13 protein-coding genes are annotated in these 14581 nt (G+C 74.0%); 3 read left to right on the top strand and 10 right to left on the bottom strand.

Features of this window, described 5'->3' with window-relative positions:
• Positions 1–363 precede the first annotated feature (363 nt).
• From proC to CUT83_RS24620, 8 genes are all read right to left on the bottom strand, one after another.
• Complete coding sequence (proC, locus tag CUT83_RS24585) at positions 364–1176, bottom strand: pyrroline-5-carboxylate reductase (protein WP_101258027.1); 813 nt, start codon at positions 1174–1176, stop codon at positions 364–366.
• 126 nt (positions 1177–1302) lie between these two features.
• Positions 1303–2040 (bottom strand): ABC transporter permease, encoded by a 738-nt coding sequence (locus CUT83_RS24590; RefSeq protein WP_101258028.1) that lies wholly within the window; start codon positions 2038–2040, stop codon positions 1303–1305.
• Complete coding sequence (locus tag CUT83_RS24595) at positions 2037–2819, bottom strand: ABC transporter ATP-binding protein (protein ID WP_101258029.1); 783 nt, start codon at positions 2817–2819, stop codon at positions 2037–2039. Before CUT83_RS24595 ends, CUT83_RS24590 begins: the two co-directional genes overlap by 4 nt.
• A 144-nt stretch (positions 2820–2963) precedes the next feature.
• Positions 2964–3470 carry a hypothetical protein gene (locus CUT83_RS24600; protein WP_101258030.1) on the bottom strand — a complete coding sequence of 169 codons (507 nt, stop codon included), beginning with the start codon at positions 3468–3470 and terminating at the stop codon, positions 2964–2966.
• A 45-nt stretch (positions 3471–3515) separates the two neighbouring features.
• Positions 3516–5354, bottom strand: coding sequence for a dihydroxy-acid dehydratase (ilvD, locus tag CUT83_RS24605; RefSeq protein ID WP_101258031.1), 1839 nt, complete (start codon positions 5352–5354; stop codon positions 3516–3518).
• Positions 5355–5485: 131 nt separating this feature from the next.
• Positions 5486–6217 carry a TetR/AcrR family transcriptional regulator gene (locus CUT83_RS24610; protein WP_101258032.1) on the bottom strand — a complete coding sequence of 244 codons (732 nt, stop codon included), beginning with the start codon at positions 6215–6217 and terminating at the stop codon, positions 5486–5488.
• On the bottom strand, positions 6214–7038 hold the full coding sequence (locus CUT83_RS24615) for a sugar phosphate isomerase/epimerase family protein (RefSeq protein WP_240958288.1): 825 nt from the start codon (positions 7036–7038) through the stop codon (positions 6214–6216). The genes CUT83_RS24610 and CUT83_RS24615 overlap by 4 nt, the downstream gene beginning before the upstream one ends.
• 75 nt (positions 7039–7113) lie before the next feature.
• A complete protein-coding gene (locus tag CUT83_RS24620; RefSeq protein ID WP_101258033.1) occupies positions 7114–8055 on the bottom strand; it encodes a Ppx/GppA family phosphatase in 942 nt (313 codons plus the stop codon).
• 66 nt (positions 8056–8121) lie between these two features.
• Here CUT83_RS24620 and CUT83_RS24625 point away from each other — a divergent pair, with 66 nt between their 5' ends.
• The gene (locus tag CUT83_RS24625; protein ID WP_420882477.1) at positions 8122–9027 is read left to right on the top strand and encodes a DUF3109 family protein; all 906 of its coding nucleotides are present in this window, start codon (positions 8122–8124) and stop codon (positions 9025–9027) included.
• Between the two features lie 13 nt (positions 9028–9040).
• Here the strand turns inward: CUT83_RS24625 and CUT83_RS24630 are convergent, their stop codons facing one another.
• A complete protein-coding gene (locus CUT83_RS24630) occupies positions 9041–10690 on the bottom strand; it encodes a BACON domain-containing protein (RefSeq protein ID WP_101258034.1) in 1650 nt (549 codons plus the stop codon).
• A 265-nt stretch (positions 10691–10955) separates the two neighbouring features.
• Here CUT83_RS24630 and radA point away from each other — a divergent pair, with 265 nt between their 5' ends.
• On the top strand, positions 10956–12398 hold the full coding sequence (gene radA, locus CUT83_RS24635) for a DNA repair protein RadA (protein ID WP_101258035.1): 1443 nt from the start codon (positions 10956–10958) through the stop codon (positions 12396–12398).
• 60 nt (positions 12399–12458) lie between these two features.
• On the top strand, positions 12459–13559 hold the full coding sequence (gene disA / locus CUT83_RS24640; protein WP_374492434.1) for a DNA integrity scanning diadenylate cyclase DisA: 1101 nt from the start codon (positions 12459–12461) through the stop codon (positions 13557–13559).
• Between the two features lie 91 nt (positions 13560–13650).
• On the opposite strand, the gene CUT83_RS30170 is transcribed toward disA, so the two are convergent.
• Complete coding sequence (locus CUT83_RS30170) at positions 13651–14475, bottom strand: hypothetical protein (RefSeq protein ID WP_158239057.1); 825 nt, start codon at positions 14473–14475, stop codon at positions 13651–13653.
• Between the last annotated feature and the right edge of the window lie 106 nt (positions 14476–14581).

Here is a 14581-nt window from a genome sequence, read left to right on the forward strand (position 1 = left end):
CTGTTGAGTTCTCAAGGAACGGACGCTTCCTTCGGCACCCCTTCCGGGGCCCCTCCGGGCGCTTCCCTTCGGTGTCTCCGACTCTATCAGATCCCTTTTCGGTCTCCGAATCCCCGCCGGCGGGGTCCTGCCTTTTCCTTCCGCGCCGTTTCCGGCGCTTCCACCACCGTAGCGGATTTCCCGTCCGGCTCCTAATCGAGCCACCCGGACCGGAATTGCGGCACGCCGCAATTCACCCCCGGAAGGGATTCACACCAAGTGAGTGGTCGCCGCCGAAGGCGACAGAAGAGCTGCCCGGTGTCGGATCGACTCCGTAGCAGCTCGGAGAACAGTACACGAACGTGAGCGGTCCATCAAACAGCCCTAGCCGTTGCCGCCGGAGGCCAGTTCACGGCTGCGGTCGCGGGCCGCTTCCAGGGCCGCGATGAGTGCGGCGCGTACACCGTGCCGCTCCAGCTCACGGATGGCGCTGATCGTGGTGCCCGCCGGGGATGTGACCGCCTCGCGGAGTTTGACCGGGTGCTCACCGCTGTCCCGGAGCATCACCGATGCGCCCACGGCCGCCTGGACGATCAGGTCGTGCGCCTTGTCCCGGGGGAGGCCGAGGAGGATGCCCGCGTCGGTCATGGCCTCCACCAGGTAGTAGAAGTACGCCGGCCCCGAGCCGGAGAGCGCCGTGGCGGCGTCCTGCTGGGACTCCGGGACGCGCAGCGTCTTGCCGACCGGCTGGAAGATCTCCTCGGTGCGGACGAGGTGGGTCTCGGTGGCGTGGGTGCCGGCCGAGATGACGGACATGCCCTCGTCCACCAGTACCGGGGTGTTGGGCATGACGCGGACGACCGGAACGCCCTGGGCGAGGCGTTCCTCGATGAAGGCCGTCGGAATTCCGGCGGCCGCGCTGACGACCAGGCGGTCGGCGGGGACGTGGGGGGCCAGCTCGCCGAGGAGGGCCGCCATGTCCTGCGGCTTGACCGCCAGGATCAGTGTGTCGGCCGTCTTGGCCGCCTCGGCGTTCGTGACCGCGGCGACGCCGTGGCGGGAGCGCAGTTCCTCGGCGCGCTCCGGCCTGCGGGCGGTGACCAGGAGGTCGGACGGGGACCAGCCGGCGCGGATCATGCCCGACAGCAGGGCTTCGCCGATCTTGCCGGTTCCGAGTACGGCGATCTTCTGGGTCATGGGACGGCTCACCTTGTCCGGGTCCGGGTACATGCGTGCGTGCTGCGCATGCGTGCGTGCGTCTGTGTGCTGCGCTGCAATCCTCGCACTCGCGGCGACGGCGCCGCCGGTTCGTCCGTCTGGCGGTCAGGGGGTGCGGCGGCGGAGGGTGGCCGCGCCGAGGAAGAGGACGAGGAGGGCGCTTCCGGCGACGACGGCGATGTCGCGGACGAGGTCGCCGGTGACGTCGGGGCTGCGCAGGACCTCGTTCATGCCGTCCACCGCGTAGGACAGGGGCAGGACGTTCGAGACGGCCTCCAGGACGGGCTGCATGGTGTCGCGCGGTGTGAGCAGGCCGCAGAGCAGGAGCTGCGGGAGGATCAGCGCGGGCATGAACTGGACGGCCTGGAACTCGGTGGCGGCGAAGGCGGAGACGAACAGGCCCAGCGCGGTGCCGAGCAGTGCGTCGAGCAGGGCGATGAGCAGCAGCAGCCAGGGGGAGCCCGCGAAGTCCAGGTCCAGGAACCAGATGGTCACCCCGGTGGCCAGGGCCGCCTGGGCGACGGCCAGCAGGCCGAAGGCCAGTGCGTAGCCCAGGATCAGGTCGGCCTTGCCCAGCGGCATGGACAGCAGGCGCTCCAGGGTGCCCGAGGTGCGTTCGCGCAGGGTGGCGATGGAGGTGACCAGGAACATCGTGATCATCGGGAAGATGCCGAGCAGCGAGGCTCCGATGCGGTCGAAGAGTTCGCGGTCGTCGGCGTAGACGTAGTACAGCAGGACCGTCAGCAGCACGGGGACGAGCAGCAGCAGCGCGATCGTGCGGGGGTCGTGCGCGAGCTGGCGCAGTACGCGGCGGGCGGTGGCCAGGGTCCGGAGCGCGCTCACCGGGTCTCCTCCTCGTCGGTTTCATCGGTCTTCTCGTCTTCCCGGGCGGTGTCGACCAGGTGGAGGAAGGCGTCTTCGACGGTGCTGGTGCGGGTGCGGGCCCTCAGGGCGTCGGGGGTGCCGTCGGCCAGGAGGCGGCCGGCGCGCATCAGCAGCAGGCGGTCGCAGCGGTCGGCCTCGTCCATGACGTGGGACGAGACGAGCAGGGTGGTGCCGCGTCCGGCCGCGAGGCGGTGGAAGAGGCCCCACAGGTCGCGGCGGAGGACGGGGTCGAGGCCGACGGTGGGTTCGTCGAGGACCAGCAGCTCGGGGGAGCCGAGCAGGGCGACGGCCAGGGAGACCCGGGACAGCTGCCCGCCGGAGAGGTTGCCGGCGAGTGCTTCGGCGTGGGTGGTGAGGTCGACGTCGGCGAAGGCGCGTTCGACCTGTGCGCGGCGGTCGGCGCGGGGCAGGCCCAGAACGGAGGCGAAGTACTCCAGGTTCTGGCGGATGGTCAGGTCGGTGTAGACGGAGGCGGCCTGGGTGACGTATCCGACGCGGGAGCGCAGCGGTGCGGCTCCGGCCGGCCGGCCGAGCACGTCGAGGGTGCCGGTGACCTTCGCCTGGGTGCCGGCGATGGCGCGCATCAGGGTGGTCTTGCCGCAGCCGCTGGGGCCCAGCAGGCCGGTGACGGTGGAGCGTGGGACGTCGAAGGAGAGGCCGTCGACGACGGTGCGGCCACCGCGGACGACGGTGAGGCCGTCGGCTCTGACGGCCGGCCCCGCAGAAGAATTCATCATGCGTTGAATAATGCTCCCGCGCCGGCCCGGGCGTCAAGCGGGACGGGCCCGGACATGCCGACGCCCCCCGTCCGGGACGGACGGGGGGCGTTGCGGGCGGTATCGCGGGGGGTGCCGCGGGGCGGGCGGCTCGGCCCGCCTCTCTCAGCGCCTGCGGCCGGGCCTTCCGGAGCCGCGGCGGGCGGCCGGGTTGCCGCGGCGCGCGGCACGGGCGGCGCCACGGCGCTCGTACCGCGCGACGGCCCGGTCGTACTCGGCGCGCCGCAGTTTCTCGCCGGGGGCCTCGACCAGGCTGCGCGCGGCGTAGGCGAGCAGGACGCCGAGGAAGCCGACCATCTTCACCGGGCGCATCGCCGCGTCGTCGGAGCGGGCCTGGCCGGGCTCGCGGGTGTAGTCGGTGAGGGTGCGGCTGAAGGCCATGGAGCTGGACAGTGCCAGGGCGACCACGAGCAGGACGCCGATCACGCCGCCGTCCGCGAAGGTGCTGCCCTCGTACGCCAGCCGCAGCACCCAGGCTCCGGCGGCGGCCAGCAGCAGCGCCCCGAGTCCGAGCGTGATCCGGCGCAGGAGGTAGCCACCGGAGTGGTCCGCCCAGGTGGTGCCGTAGAACCGGATCGGCTCGGGCTCGGGGCGCTCCCGCTTCTCGCTCATGGTGTCGATTATGCGGGCGGCGGTCCGGGAAATACCGGGGCGGGGTCAGCCGAGCTTGGTGACGTCCCGCACCGCGCCCTTGTCGGCGCTGGTGGCCATGGCCGCGTAGGCGCGCAGCGCGGCGGAGACCTTGCGGTCGCGCGCCGCCGGCGCGTACCGGCCGCCGAGCGCCTCGCGGCGGGCGGCGAGGGTGGCCTCGTCGACCTTCAGCTCGATGGTGCGGGAGGGGATGTCGATGCTGATCAGGTCGCCGTCCTCGACCAGGGCGATGGTGCCGCCCGCGGCCGCCTCGGGGGAGGCGTGGCCGATGGACAGTCCCGAGGTGCCGCCGGAGAAGCGGCCGTCGGTGATCAGCGCGCACTTGGCGCCCAGACCCCGGCCCTTGAGGAAGGAGGTCGGGTAGAGCATCTCCTGCATGCCGGGGCCGCCCCTGGGCCCCTCGTAGCGGATGACGACGACGTCGCCCTCCTTGATCTGCTTGCCCAGGATCTTCTCGACGGCCTCCTCCTGCGACTCGCAGACCACGGCCGGTCCGCTGAAGGTCAGGATGGACTCGTCGACGCCGGCGGTCTTCACCACGCAGCCGTCGACGGCGAGGTTGCCGTGCAGGACGGCCAGGCCGCCGTCCTTGGAGTAGGCGTGCTCCACGTCGCGCACGCAGCCGCCGGCCGCGTCGGTGTCCAGGGACTCCCAGCGCTCGGACTGTGAGAAGGCGCTGGCGGAGCGGACGCAGCCGGGGGCGGCGTGGAACAGCTCGACGGCCTCCGGCGACGGGGAGCCGCCGCGGATGTCCCAGGTCTTGAGCCATTCGGCCAGGGAGTCGGAGTGGACGGTGCGGACGTCCTCGTTGAGCAGGCCCGCGCGGTACAGCTCGCCCAGGATGGCGGGGATGCCGCCGGCCCGGTGGACGTCCTCCATGTAGTACGAACCGTTGGGCGCGACCTTGGACAGGCACGGCACGCGGCGCGAGATGGCGTCGATGTCGGTCAGTCCGAAGTCCAGTCCGGCCTCCTGGGCCGCGGCGAGCAGATGCAGGATCGTGTTGGTGGAGCCGCCCATGGCGATGTCGAGGGCCATGGCGTTCTCGAAGGCGGCGCGGGAGCCGACGGCGCGCGGCAGGACGGTCGCGTCGTCCTGCTCGTAGTGGCGCCTGGTGATCTCCACGACCGTGCGGCCGGCGTTCTCGTACAGCGCCCGGCGGGCGGTGTGGGTGGCCAGCACCGAGCCGTTGCCGGGCAGGGAGAGGCCGATGGCCTCGGTGAGGCAGTTCATCGAGTTGGCGGTGAACATGCCCGAGCAGGAGCCGCAGGTGGGGCAGGCGTTCTCCTCGATGAGCGCCATGTCCTCGTCGGAGACGGCGTCGTTGGCCGAGTCGGCGATGGCGCTGATCAGGTCGAGCTTGCGGACCGTGCCGTCGACGAGGGTGGTGCGGCCGGACTCCATCGGCCCGCCGGAGACGAAGACCGTGGGGATGTTCAGGCGCATCGCGGCCATCAGCATGCCCGGGGTGATCTTGTCGCAGTTGGAGATGCAGATCAGGGCGTCGGCGCAGTGCGCCTCGACCATGTACTCCACGGAGTCCGCGATCAGGTCGCGGGAGGGCAGGGAGTAGAGCATGCCGCCGTGCCCCATGGCGATGCCGTCGTCCACGGCGATGGTGTTGAACTCGCGCGGGACGCCGCCCGCCTCCTTGATCGCCTCGCTGACGATCCGGCCGACCGGCTGGAGGTGGGTGTGTCCGGGCACGAACTCGGTGAAGCTGTTGGCCACCGCGATGATCGGCTTGCCGAAGTCCTCGCGCGCTACGCCGGCGGCCCGGAGGAGGGCACGGGCGCCCGCCATGTTGCGGCCGTGGGTGACGGTGCGGGACCTCAGCTGGGGCATGGTGCTCCACTCCTTCGTGAACCGTGGGAAGACCGTCGGGCGCGGCCTTCGGGCCATGGCTGACGAGCGTACGCCTCCTGCTCAAGATCTGGACGAAAAGTCCGGATCGTAAGACATGAGAGGCGCTGGATTCACCCTCCGCGCGGGTGTTCGCCGACGGGTCCGGCGGGTGCGGCGAGGCCGGTCAGATGGTGCTGGACGGCCGGCGCGAGGCGGGCGACCAGCTCCTCGGACTCCGCGGAGGCCAGCGGCTCGATCTCCAGGACGTACCGCATGATCGCCACGCCCACCAGCTGCGCGGCGGCCAGTTCCACCCGCAGCCGGCGGTCCGGGGCGTCCAGCCGGTGCGCCACCCGGGCCATCAGCTGCCGCGTCACCATGCCGCGGAAGATCCGGGCGGCGGTCTCGTTGCTGAGCGCCGAGCGGACGACGGCCAGCAGGGGCGCGCGGACGGCCGGGTCCTCCCAGACGCCCAGGAAGAAGCGGACGAGCTCCTCGCCGAGGCCCTCGGGGCCGTGCGGGGCGAGATGGCCCAGGCCCTCGGCGGCGGGGGCGAAGGAGACCTCGGCGGCGGCCTCGAAGACCTGCTCCTTGGTCCCGAAGTAGTGGTGGACCAGGGCCGGGTCCACCTCGGCGCCGCGGGCGATGGAGCGGATGGACGCCTTGTCGTAGCCGCGCTCGGCGAACTCCGCGCGGGCCGAGGCCAGGATGCGGTCGCGTGCCGCCTCCCCGGCCGCGGCGCGGTCGGCCGACGCGGGGCGGCCGCGGCGGCGCGCGGGGCGCGGGGCGCCCCCGGCGCCCTTCGCGGGCTGTGCGGGCTGTGCGTCCCGCGCGGGCCGCGCGTCGGTGTCCCGCGCGCTCACGGCCCGGCCTTCCGGGGCACGGAGGCCAGGTGGCGGCGGGTGAAGGCCAGGGCCTCGGCGAGGTCGGCCTCGCGCTCGGCCGACGACATCGCCCGGCGGGTGTTGACCTCGACCACCACGTGCCCGTCGAAGCCGCCGGCCGCCAGGTGCTCCAGGACCTCCGCGCACGGCTGGTCGCCGCGCCCGGGGACGAGGTGCTCGTCCTTGGCGGAGTCGGTGCCGTCGGCGATGTGGAGGTGCGCCAGGCGGTCGCCCATGCGGTCCACCATCGCCAGGGTGTCGTTGCGGGCGGTGGCGGTGTGGGAGAGGTCGAGGGTGAAGTGGCGGTAGTCGTCCTCGGTCGGGTCCCAGGCGGGGGCGTAGGCGAGCATCTCGCGGTCGCGGTAGCGCCAGGGGTACATGTTCTCGACGGCGAAGCGGACGTCGGTCTCGTCGGCCATCCGCCACACGCCGCGGATGAACTCCCGGGCGTAGGAACGCTGCCAGCGGAACGGCGGATGCACCACGACCGTGCTCGCGCCCAGCTTCTCGGCGGCCTCGCGGGAGCGCTGGAGCTTGGTCCAGGGGTCCTTGGACCACACGCGCTGGGTGATCAGCAGGCAGGGGGCGTGGACGGCGAGGACCGGGACGCCGTGGAAGTCGGAGAGCCTGCGCAGCGCCTCGACGTCCTGGCTGACCGGATCGGTCCACACCATCACCTCCACCCCGTCGTAACCGAGGCGTGCGGCGATCTCGAAGGCCGTCGCCGTGGTCTCCGGGTAGACGGAGGCCGTGGAGAGGGCGACCTTCGGTGCCGGAAGGGACAGCTCTGGATCGACCACGCACAACAGCCTACGGCGACCGGGAGTGCGTTACGGAGGTCGTCGCGGGGCCCGCGGGCCCGGGTGTGGGGAAGGTCACGGAGTCCCGTTGCCGGACAGCGTGTCCAGCCGGCGCAGGATGACGCCCTCACGCAGCGCCCAGGGGCAGATCTCCAGCCGCTCCACGCCGAACAGGTCCATGGCTCCCTCCGCCACCAGCGCCCCCGCCGGCAGCTGCCCGGCCCGGCCCTCGGAGACGCCGGGGAGGGCGGCGCGTTCGGCGGCCGGCATGGTGGCCAGCCTGGGCACCCACTCCTCCAGCGACGCGCGCACCAGTTCGCGCTGCGCGTAGGGGCCCTCGGCGGAGCGGGGAGCGCCCGCCAGCCGGGCGAGCTGCTTGAAGGTCTTGGAGGTGGCCACCACGTGGTCGGGGGTGCCCAGCCGGCTGAAACCCCCGACGACCCGGGCGATCTCGTGCCGCACATGGCGGCGCAGCGCGCGGACGTCGGCCGGGTCGGGCGGGTCGCCGGGCAGCCAGGAGGCCGTGAGGCGGCCGGCGCCCAGCGGCAGCGAGGCGGCGGCGTCGGGCTGCTCGTCGATGCCGTACGCGATCTCCAGCGAGCCGCCGCCGATGTCCAGGACCAGCAGCCGTCCGGCCGACCAGCCGAACCAGCGGCGGGCGGCGAGGAAGGTCAGCCGGGCCTCGTCCTCGCCGGAGAGCACCTTCAGCTCCACGCCCGTCTCGGCGGCGACCCGCTCCAGCACATGGTCGGCGTTGGCGGCGTCCCGTACGGCCGAGGTGGCGAACGGCAGCAGGTCCTCCACGCCCTTGTCCTCGGCGACGACCATCGCCTCCCGGACGGTCGCGGCGAGTTTCCCGACGCCCGCCGGGCTTATGGAGCCGTCCTCGTCGAGGAGTTCGGCCAGGCGCAGTTCCGCCTTGTGGGAGTAGGCGGGCAGGGGGCGGGCACCCCGGTGCGCGTCCACCACCAGCAGGTGAACGGTGTTGGAACCCACGTCGAGGACACCGAGTCTCATGGGGGGCCACGCTACTGCGGCGGGACGGTGGTCCGGAGCCCGGCCCGTGGTGCATACCCTGGGTGCGTGGCGAAGACGAAAACGGTGAAGCCGGACAAAGAGGCGAACACGGGCGGGGAGCGGCGGCGGGCCGCGGGCGACGAGGTGGAGCTGGACCACGCCCGGATGTGGGTGGAGTTCCCGGACCCGGCGGACGAGGAGCAGGTGTTCCGGTGCGACCTGACCTGGCTGACCTCCCGCTGGGGCTGCATCTTCGGCCAGGGGTGCCAGGGCATCGACGCGGGGCGCGCGAGCGACGGCTGCTGCACGCTGGGCGCGCACTTCTCGGACGAGGACGACGAGAAGCGCGTGGCGGCGCACGTGGCGCGGCTCACGCCCGAGAGCTGGCAGTTCCACGCGGAGGGCTCCTCCGGGCGCGGCTGGGTCGAGGTGAACGAGGACGGCGAGCGCCAGACCCGGCTGCACCGGGGCGCGTGTATCTTCCTCAACCGCCCCGGCTTCTCCGGCGGCATCGGCTGCGCGCTGCACACGATGGCCCTGAAGGAGGGGCGCGAGCCGCTGGAGACCAAACCGGACGTGTGCTGGCAGCTGCCGGTCCGGCGGACGTTCGAGTGGGTGGAGCTGCCGGACGGCGAGCAGCGGCTGTACGTGTCGATCGGCGAGTACGACCGCCGCAGCTGGGGACCGGGCGGGCACGACCTGCACTGGTGGTGCACCGGCGCGCCGTCGGCGCACGGGGCCGGCGAGCCGGTGTACGTCTCGTACCGGCCGGAGCTGACGGAGCTGATGGGGCCGGCCGGGTACGCGCGGCTGGCCGAGCTGTGCGAGGAGCGGCTGGCCTCGGAGCTGCCGCTGGTGGCGCCGCACCCGGCGGACGGGCCGGCTGGCGGCCCCGCCGCGGGCGCCGCGGGGCCGCCAGCGGGCCGTACCGAGCCGGGACGTGCGGAGCCGGGGCACACGATGCCGGGGTGAGCCCCGGCCGGCACTAGTCCGGCTGCCCCGCCGGGGGCGGCGAGGACTCCGCCGGCGGTGTGCTCGACGTCGGCTCGGGGGTCGGTTCGGGCGCGGGCGGCTCGGACGGCCCGGGCTCCGGCTCAGGTGGCTCGGAGGGACGCGGCTGGGCGGGTGCCTCCGCGCCGTGCCCGCGCAGGGTGATCACCGCCTTCGCCGGGGCGATCGAGATCCGCGCGGTCCACGCGCCCGCCGGCTCCCGCGACCGGTCCACGGTGACGGTGAAGGCGGCCGACTCGCCGGGCCGCAGCGTCCCGTGCGCACGGTCCAGCCGCAGCCAGGGGGCGTCCACCGAGGCCGTCCAGTCGACCGGGGAGCCGCCGGAGGCGACGAGGGTGACGACGGTGGCGTCCCCGGACGGCTGGGCCTCGACCGTCAGCCGGCCCGGCCCCGTGCCGGTGTCCCCGCGCCGCGGGCCGTCTCCGTCGGCTCCGTCCGCCCCGTCCGCTCCGTCCGTGCCGGAGGACGGGGCGTCCCGCCCTTCCCCGCCGTCCGCGCCGGCCACATCGATACGGACGCCGGAGCCGTCGCGGGAGGCCCCGGTGCCCCCCGTCCGGCTCCCGTCGCCCCGGGGGCCGCCGTACGGACCGCCCGGGTCCTGCCGTTCGGAGGCCGAGACGGGGGCGCCGCCCGGGCCGCCCTCCGCCAGTGGCGCGCCGCGGTACGCCGCCCACAGCGCCAGCAGCGGCGCGGCGACGACCGTGGCGACGACCGTGGTGGTCACCGCGCGGCTGCGCAGCCGGTCGAAGCGCTCGGCCCGGTCCCGGACGTTGACGGGGAAGCCGCGCCGGTCGAAGCGCGGGGTGTGCTGGGCCCGTGCGCGCTGCGCGGCGAGCATCGCGGCGTGCACCTCCGCCCGCGGGGCGGGCAGCACGGTGAGCGCGCCGACGTCCGCGGGGGCGGTGCCCGGCCACGGGCCGCCCGCCAGCACCCGCTCGGCGGTGCGGCGGCACTCGGGGCACTCGTCCACGTGCCGCACCAGCTCCCGGCGCAGCGCGCTGCCCAGCAGCACCTCCCGGTCCCCGGCGAGCCGGGCGACGGCCGGGCAGCCGCCCCGGTCGACGACGGCGAGCGCGGTGCGGGTGCGCTCCACCTCACAGGCGGCGCTGGACAGCAGCAGCTCGGTGCCGTCGTGGTCCGTGCCGAGGACGGCGGCGACCTCGTGGACCGGCAGGTGGTGGCGTACGGCCAGCTCCAGGGCCTCGCGCTGCTCGGGGCCGGTGCCGGCGGCCTCCGGCCAGGCGAGCGCGGCCAGCTCGCGGCGGCGCGCGGTGGCCAGGGGGCCGGGCAGCTCCGGGGGCTCGGGGCGCACGCCCTGGCGCTCGGCCAGGAGCCGCAGACAGGACCAGCGGGCCAGCGCGTACAGCCAGGGCCGGTGCAGTGCCGTGTCGGCGGGGGTGCGGCCGCGGCGGCGCTGCCGCTCGGCGACGGCCAGGGCCTCGCCGAGGACGGAGACGGCCGCCTCGTGCTCGCACATGACGGACAGGCAGTAGGTGAACAGCCCGTCCAGGTGGTCCCGGTAGGGGTCGACGGGCACCGGCGGCCGGGCCGCGGCGCGGTGCGTGCCACGGTGCGCCCGGTGTACGCCGGTGGTGTGCGTGGGGTGCTCGCGCCGAGTGCTCATCACCCAGCCGACCGTAGGCGGAAGGCCGGGCATCACTGGTGATGCTTGCGTGGGTTTAACCCTTACGGGTGACGATCTGCGGTAAAACGCACAAACGCTCAACGGTGGGTGGCAGGGGGGTGCGCGAGGGCGCACGAGGGCCGGGCTCATACGGTGTCCGCCCCGCCCCGCCGGTCCGCTCCCCGGCCGCCCCGTGCCCGCCCCGTGTGCCGCCCCCGTGCCCGCCGGGATCCGGCTGTCAGAGGCTCCGGCTACCGTGAGGCCCATGGCTGCCCGCAAGTCGTCCGCCAAGGACCGCCCCGCCTACCGCTGCACCGAGTGCGGCTACACCACCGCCAAGTGGCTCGGCCGCTGCCCGGAGTGCCACGCCTGGGGCACCGTCGAGGAGACCGGCGGCACCCCGGCCGTCCGCACCACCGCGCCCGGCCGGGTCTCGTCCCCCGCGCTGCCCATCGGGCAGGTGAACGGGCAGGTGGCCACCGCGCGCAGCACGGGCGTGCCGGAGCTGGACAGGGTGCTGGGCGGCGGGCTGGTGCCGGGCGCGGTGGTGCTGCTGGCGGGCGAGCCGGGGGTGGGCAAGTCCACGCTTCTGCTGGACGTCGCGGCCAAGGCGGCCGACGCCGAGCGCCGCACGCTCTACGTCACCGGCGAGGAGTCGGCCGGGCAGGTGCGGCTGCGGGCGGACCGGATCGGGGCGATAAGCGACCACCTGTACCTGGCGGCCGAGACGGACCTGTCGGCCGTCCTGGGCCATCTGGACGAGGTGAAGCCCTCGCTGCTGGTCCTGGACTCGGTGCAGACGGTCGCCTCCCCCGAGATCGACGGCGCGCCCGGCGGCATGGCGCAGGTGCGGGAGGTGGCCGGGGCGCTGATCCGGGCCTCCAAGGAGCGCGGGATGTCCACGCTGCTGGTGGGTCACGTCACCAAGGACGGCGCCATCGCCGGTCCGCGCCTGCTGGAGCACCTGGTGGACGTGGTCCTGCAGTTCGAGGGCGACCGGCACGCCCGGCTGCGGCTGGTGCGCGGGGTGAAGAACCGCTACGGCGCCACCGACGAGGTGGGCTGCTTCGAGCTGCACGACGAGGGCATCACCGGTCTGGCCGACCCGTCGGGTCTCTTCCTCACCCGCCGGGACGAGCCCGTGCCCGGCACCTGTCTGACCGTCACCCTGGAGGGCCGCCGCCCGCTGGTGGCCGAGGTGCAGTCGCTGACGGTGGACTCGCAGATCCCCTCCCCCCGGCGCACCACGTCCGGGCTGGAGACCTCGCGCGTGTCGATGATGCTGGCCGTGCTGGAGCAGCGGGGCCGGATCAACGCGCTGGGCAAGCGGGACGTCTACACCGCCACCGTCGGCGGGGTGCGGCTGTCGGAGCCCGCGGCCGATCTGGCGATGGCGCTCGCGCTGGCCAGCGCCGCCAGCGACACGCCGCTCCCGAAGAACCTGGTGGCCATCGGCGAGGTGGGGCTGGCCGGCGAGGTCAGGCGGGTGACGGGCGTGCAGCGCCGACTGGCGGAGGCCGCGCGGCTGGGCTTCACCCACGCCCTGGTGCCCACCGACCCGGGCAGGATCCCGTCGGGAATGCGGGTGCGGGAGGTGGCGGACATAGGGGAGGCGCTGCGGGTCCTGCCCGCCCGGCCGCCCCGGCCGGACCGCTCCGAACGGGACGGCCGCGACGGGGCCGATCGGAGCACGCCGCACGAGGGCTGACACCGCCGGTAGACTTTGCCCTGGTCTCGCCCGTACGTACGCATGACCCGAAGGAGTGCCGTGGCAGCCAACGACCGGGCAGCAACCGGCGCCGACGGCCTGTTGCGCGCCTCACTGAGCGCGGTCGCGCCTGGTACGGCCCTGCGCGACGGCCTGGAGCGCGTGCTGCGGGGGAACACCGGCGGGCTCATCGTCCTGGGCATGGACAAGACCGTCGAGGCCCTGTGCTCGGGCGGTTTCGTGCTGGACGTGGAGTTCAGCGCGACGCGGCTGCGCGAGCTGTGCAAGCTGGACGGCGCGCTGATCCTCGACAAGGACATCACCAAGATCGTGCGGGCGGGCGTACAGCTCGTGCCGGACGCCTCGATCCCGACGGAGGAGACGGGCACCCGGCACCGCACCGCGCAGCGGGTGTCGATCCAGACCGGCTTCCCGGTGGTGTCGGTCAGCCAGTCGATGCGGCTGATCGCGCTGTACGTGGACGGCCAGCGGCGTGTGCTGGAGGACTCGGCGGCGATCCTGTCCCGGGCCAACCAGGCGCTGGCGACGCTGGAGCGGTACAAGCTGCGGCTGGACGAGGTGGCGGGCACGCTCTCCGCGCTGGAGATCGAGGACCTGGTGACGGTCCGGGACGTCTCCGCGGTGTCGCAGCGGCTGGAGATGGTGCGGCGGATCGCCACGGAGATCGCCGAGTACGTGGTGGAGCTGGGCACGGACGGGCGGCTGCTCTCCCTCCAGCTCGACGAGCTGATCGCGGGTGTGGAGCCCGAGCGCGAACTGGTCGCCCGCGACTACGTGCCCGAGCCGACCGCCAAGCGGTCCCGCACCGTGGGCGAGGCGCTGACCGAGCTGGACCGGCTGACCCACACCGAGCTGCTCGAACTGCCCACGGTGGCCAAGGCCCTGGGGTACAGCGGGTCGCCGGAGACGCTGGACTCGGCCGTCTCGCCGCGTGGTTACCGCCTGCTGGCGAAGGTGCCGCGGCTGCCGAACGCCGTGATCGAGCGGCTGGTCGAGCACTTCGGCGGGCTGCAGAAGCTGCTGGCCGCGAGCGTGGACGACCTGCAGACCGTCGACGGGGTGGGCGAGGCGCGGGCCAGGTCGGTCCGCGAGGGCCTGTCGCGGCTGGCGGAGTCGTCGATCCTGGAGCGGTACGTCTGAGGCGTCCGGGCCGGACGGGGCCACCGCGCCCGCCCGGCCCCGTCCGGACCGCACCCGTCCGGTCCGCGGCGCGGACCGGACGTTCCCCGGTTCAGTCCTTGGCGAGGACGAACGAGACGCGCTTCTTGTCCAGGCCCTCCACCTCGGCCTCGACCAGGTAGGTGCCGGCCTTCGCCCCGGCGCCCGGCGTGCCGCACTCGGGCGTGCTGTGCCTGCGGTCCCACTCCAGGGTGCGGACGGCCGTACCGCCCGCCGGGACCTTGTAGAGGGCCGAGCGGGCGCCCTTCGGGCAGTGCCCGGACTTCCAGACCTTCTCGTCGCCGTCCTCGGCGTCGATGATGGTGAAGGCCGTGGCATCGGTGCCGAAGTCGACCTTGCAGGCGCCGCCGCCCTCGTTGCGCACGGTCAGCCGGAAGACGGGCTTCTCGCCGGGCGCGTACCGGTTCTCCTCGCTGTGCAGCGTCACGTCGACCGAGCCGGGGCGGCAGTCGGGGAGGGTGGAGTCGGCCGGCACGGCCTCGACCCCGCCCGGGACGACACCGGCGGATCCGCCGCCCGCCCCTGCGGCACCCGGACCGCCCGAACCGGAACCGTTCGCGCCGCCTTCGCCCTCGCCGTCCGCGCCTCCGCCGCCGCCGGACCCGGAGCCGGCGGATCCTTCCGTGTCACCGCCCCCGCCGGTGTCTCCCGAACCGCCCGAACCACCCGAGCCGCCGGTGCCTCCGTCGGACTCCTCGCGCCCGCCGGGGCGTTCGCTGATCAGGGACTCGGACGAGGACGGCCCGGGTGTGATGGTGCCCGGCACCTCACTGCCGCCCTGCTTCCCGCCCTGGTCGCTCCCGCCGCCTCCGCCCGGCCCTCCGGACCTGACGGCCCATATGACGAGCAGTGTCAGGACCAGCAGGAGCGCAAGCATGACCGCCCTTCGCCTCCAGTAGATGGAGGAGGGAAGGGGCCCGACCGGATTGCGCAGAGATCCCACGCGCAAACCTTACGAGACATCATGTGCCCCATACGGTCTT

Origin of the sequence: Streptomyces barkulensis (assembly GCF_002843305.1) — a bacterium.
In the GTDB taxonomy this organism is placed as follows: domain Bacteria; phylum Actinomycetota; class Actinomycetes; order Streptomycetales; family Streptomycetaceae; genus Streptomyces; species Streptomyces barkulensis.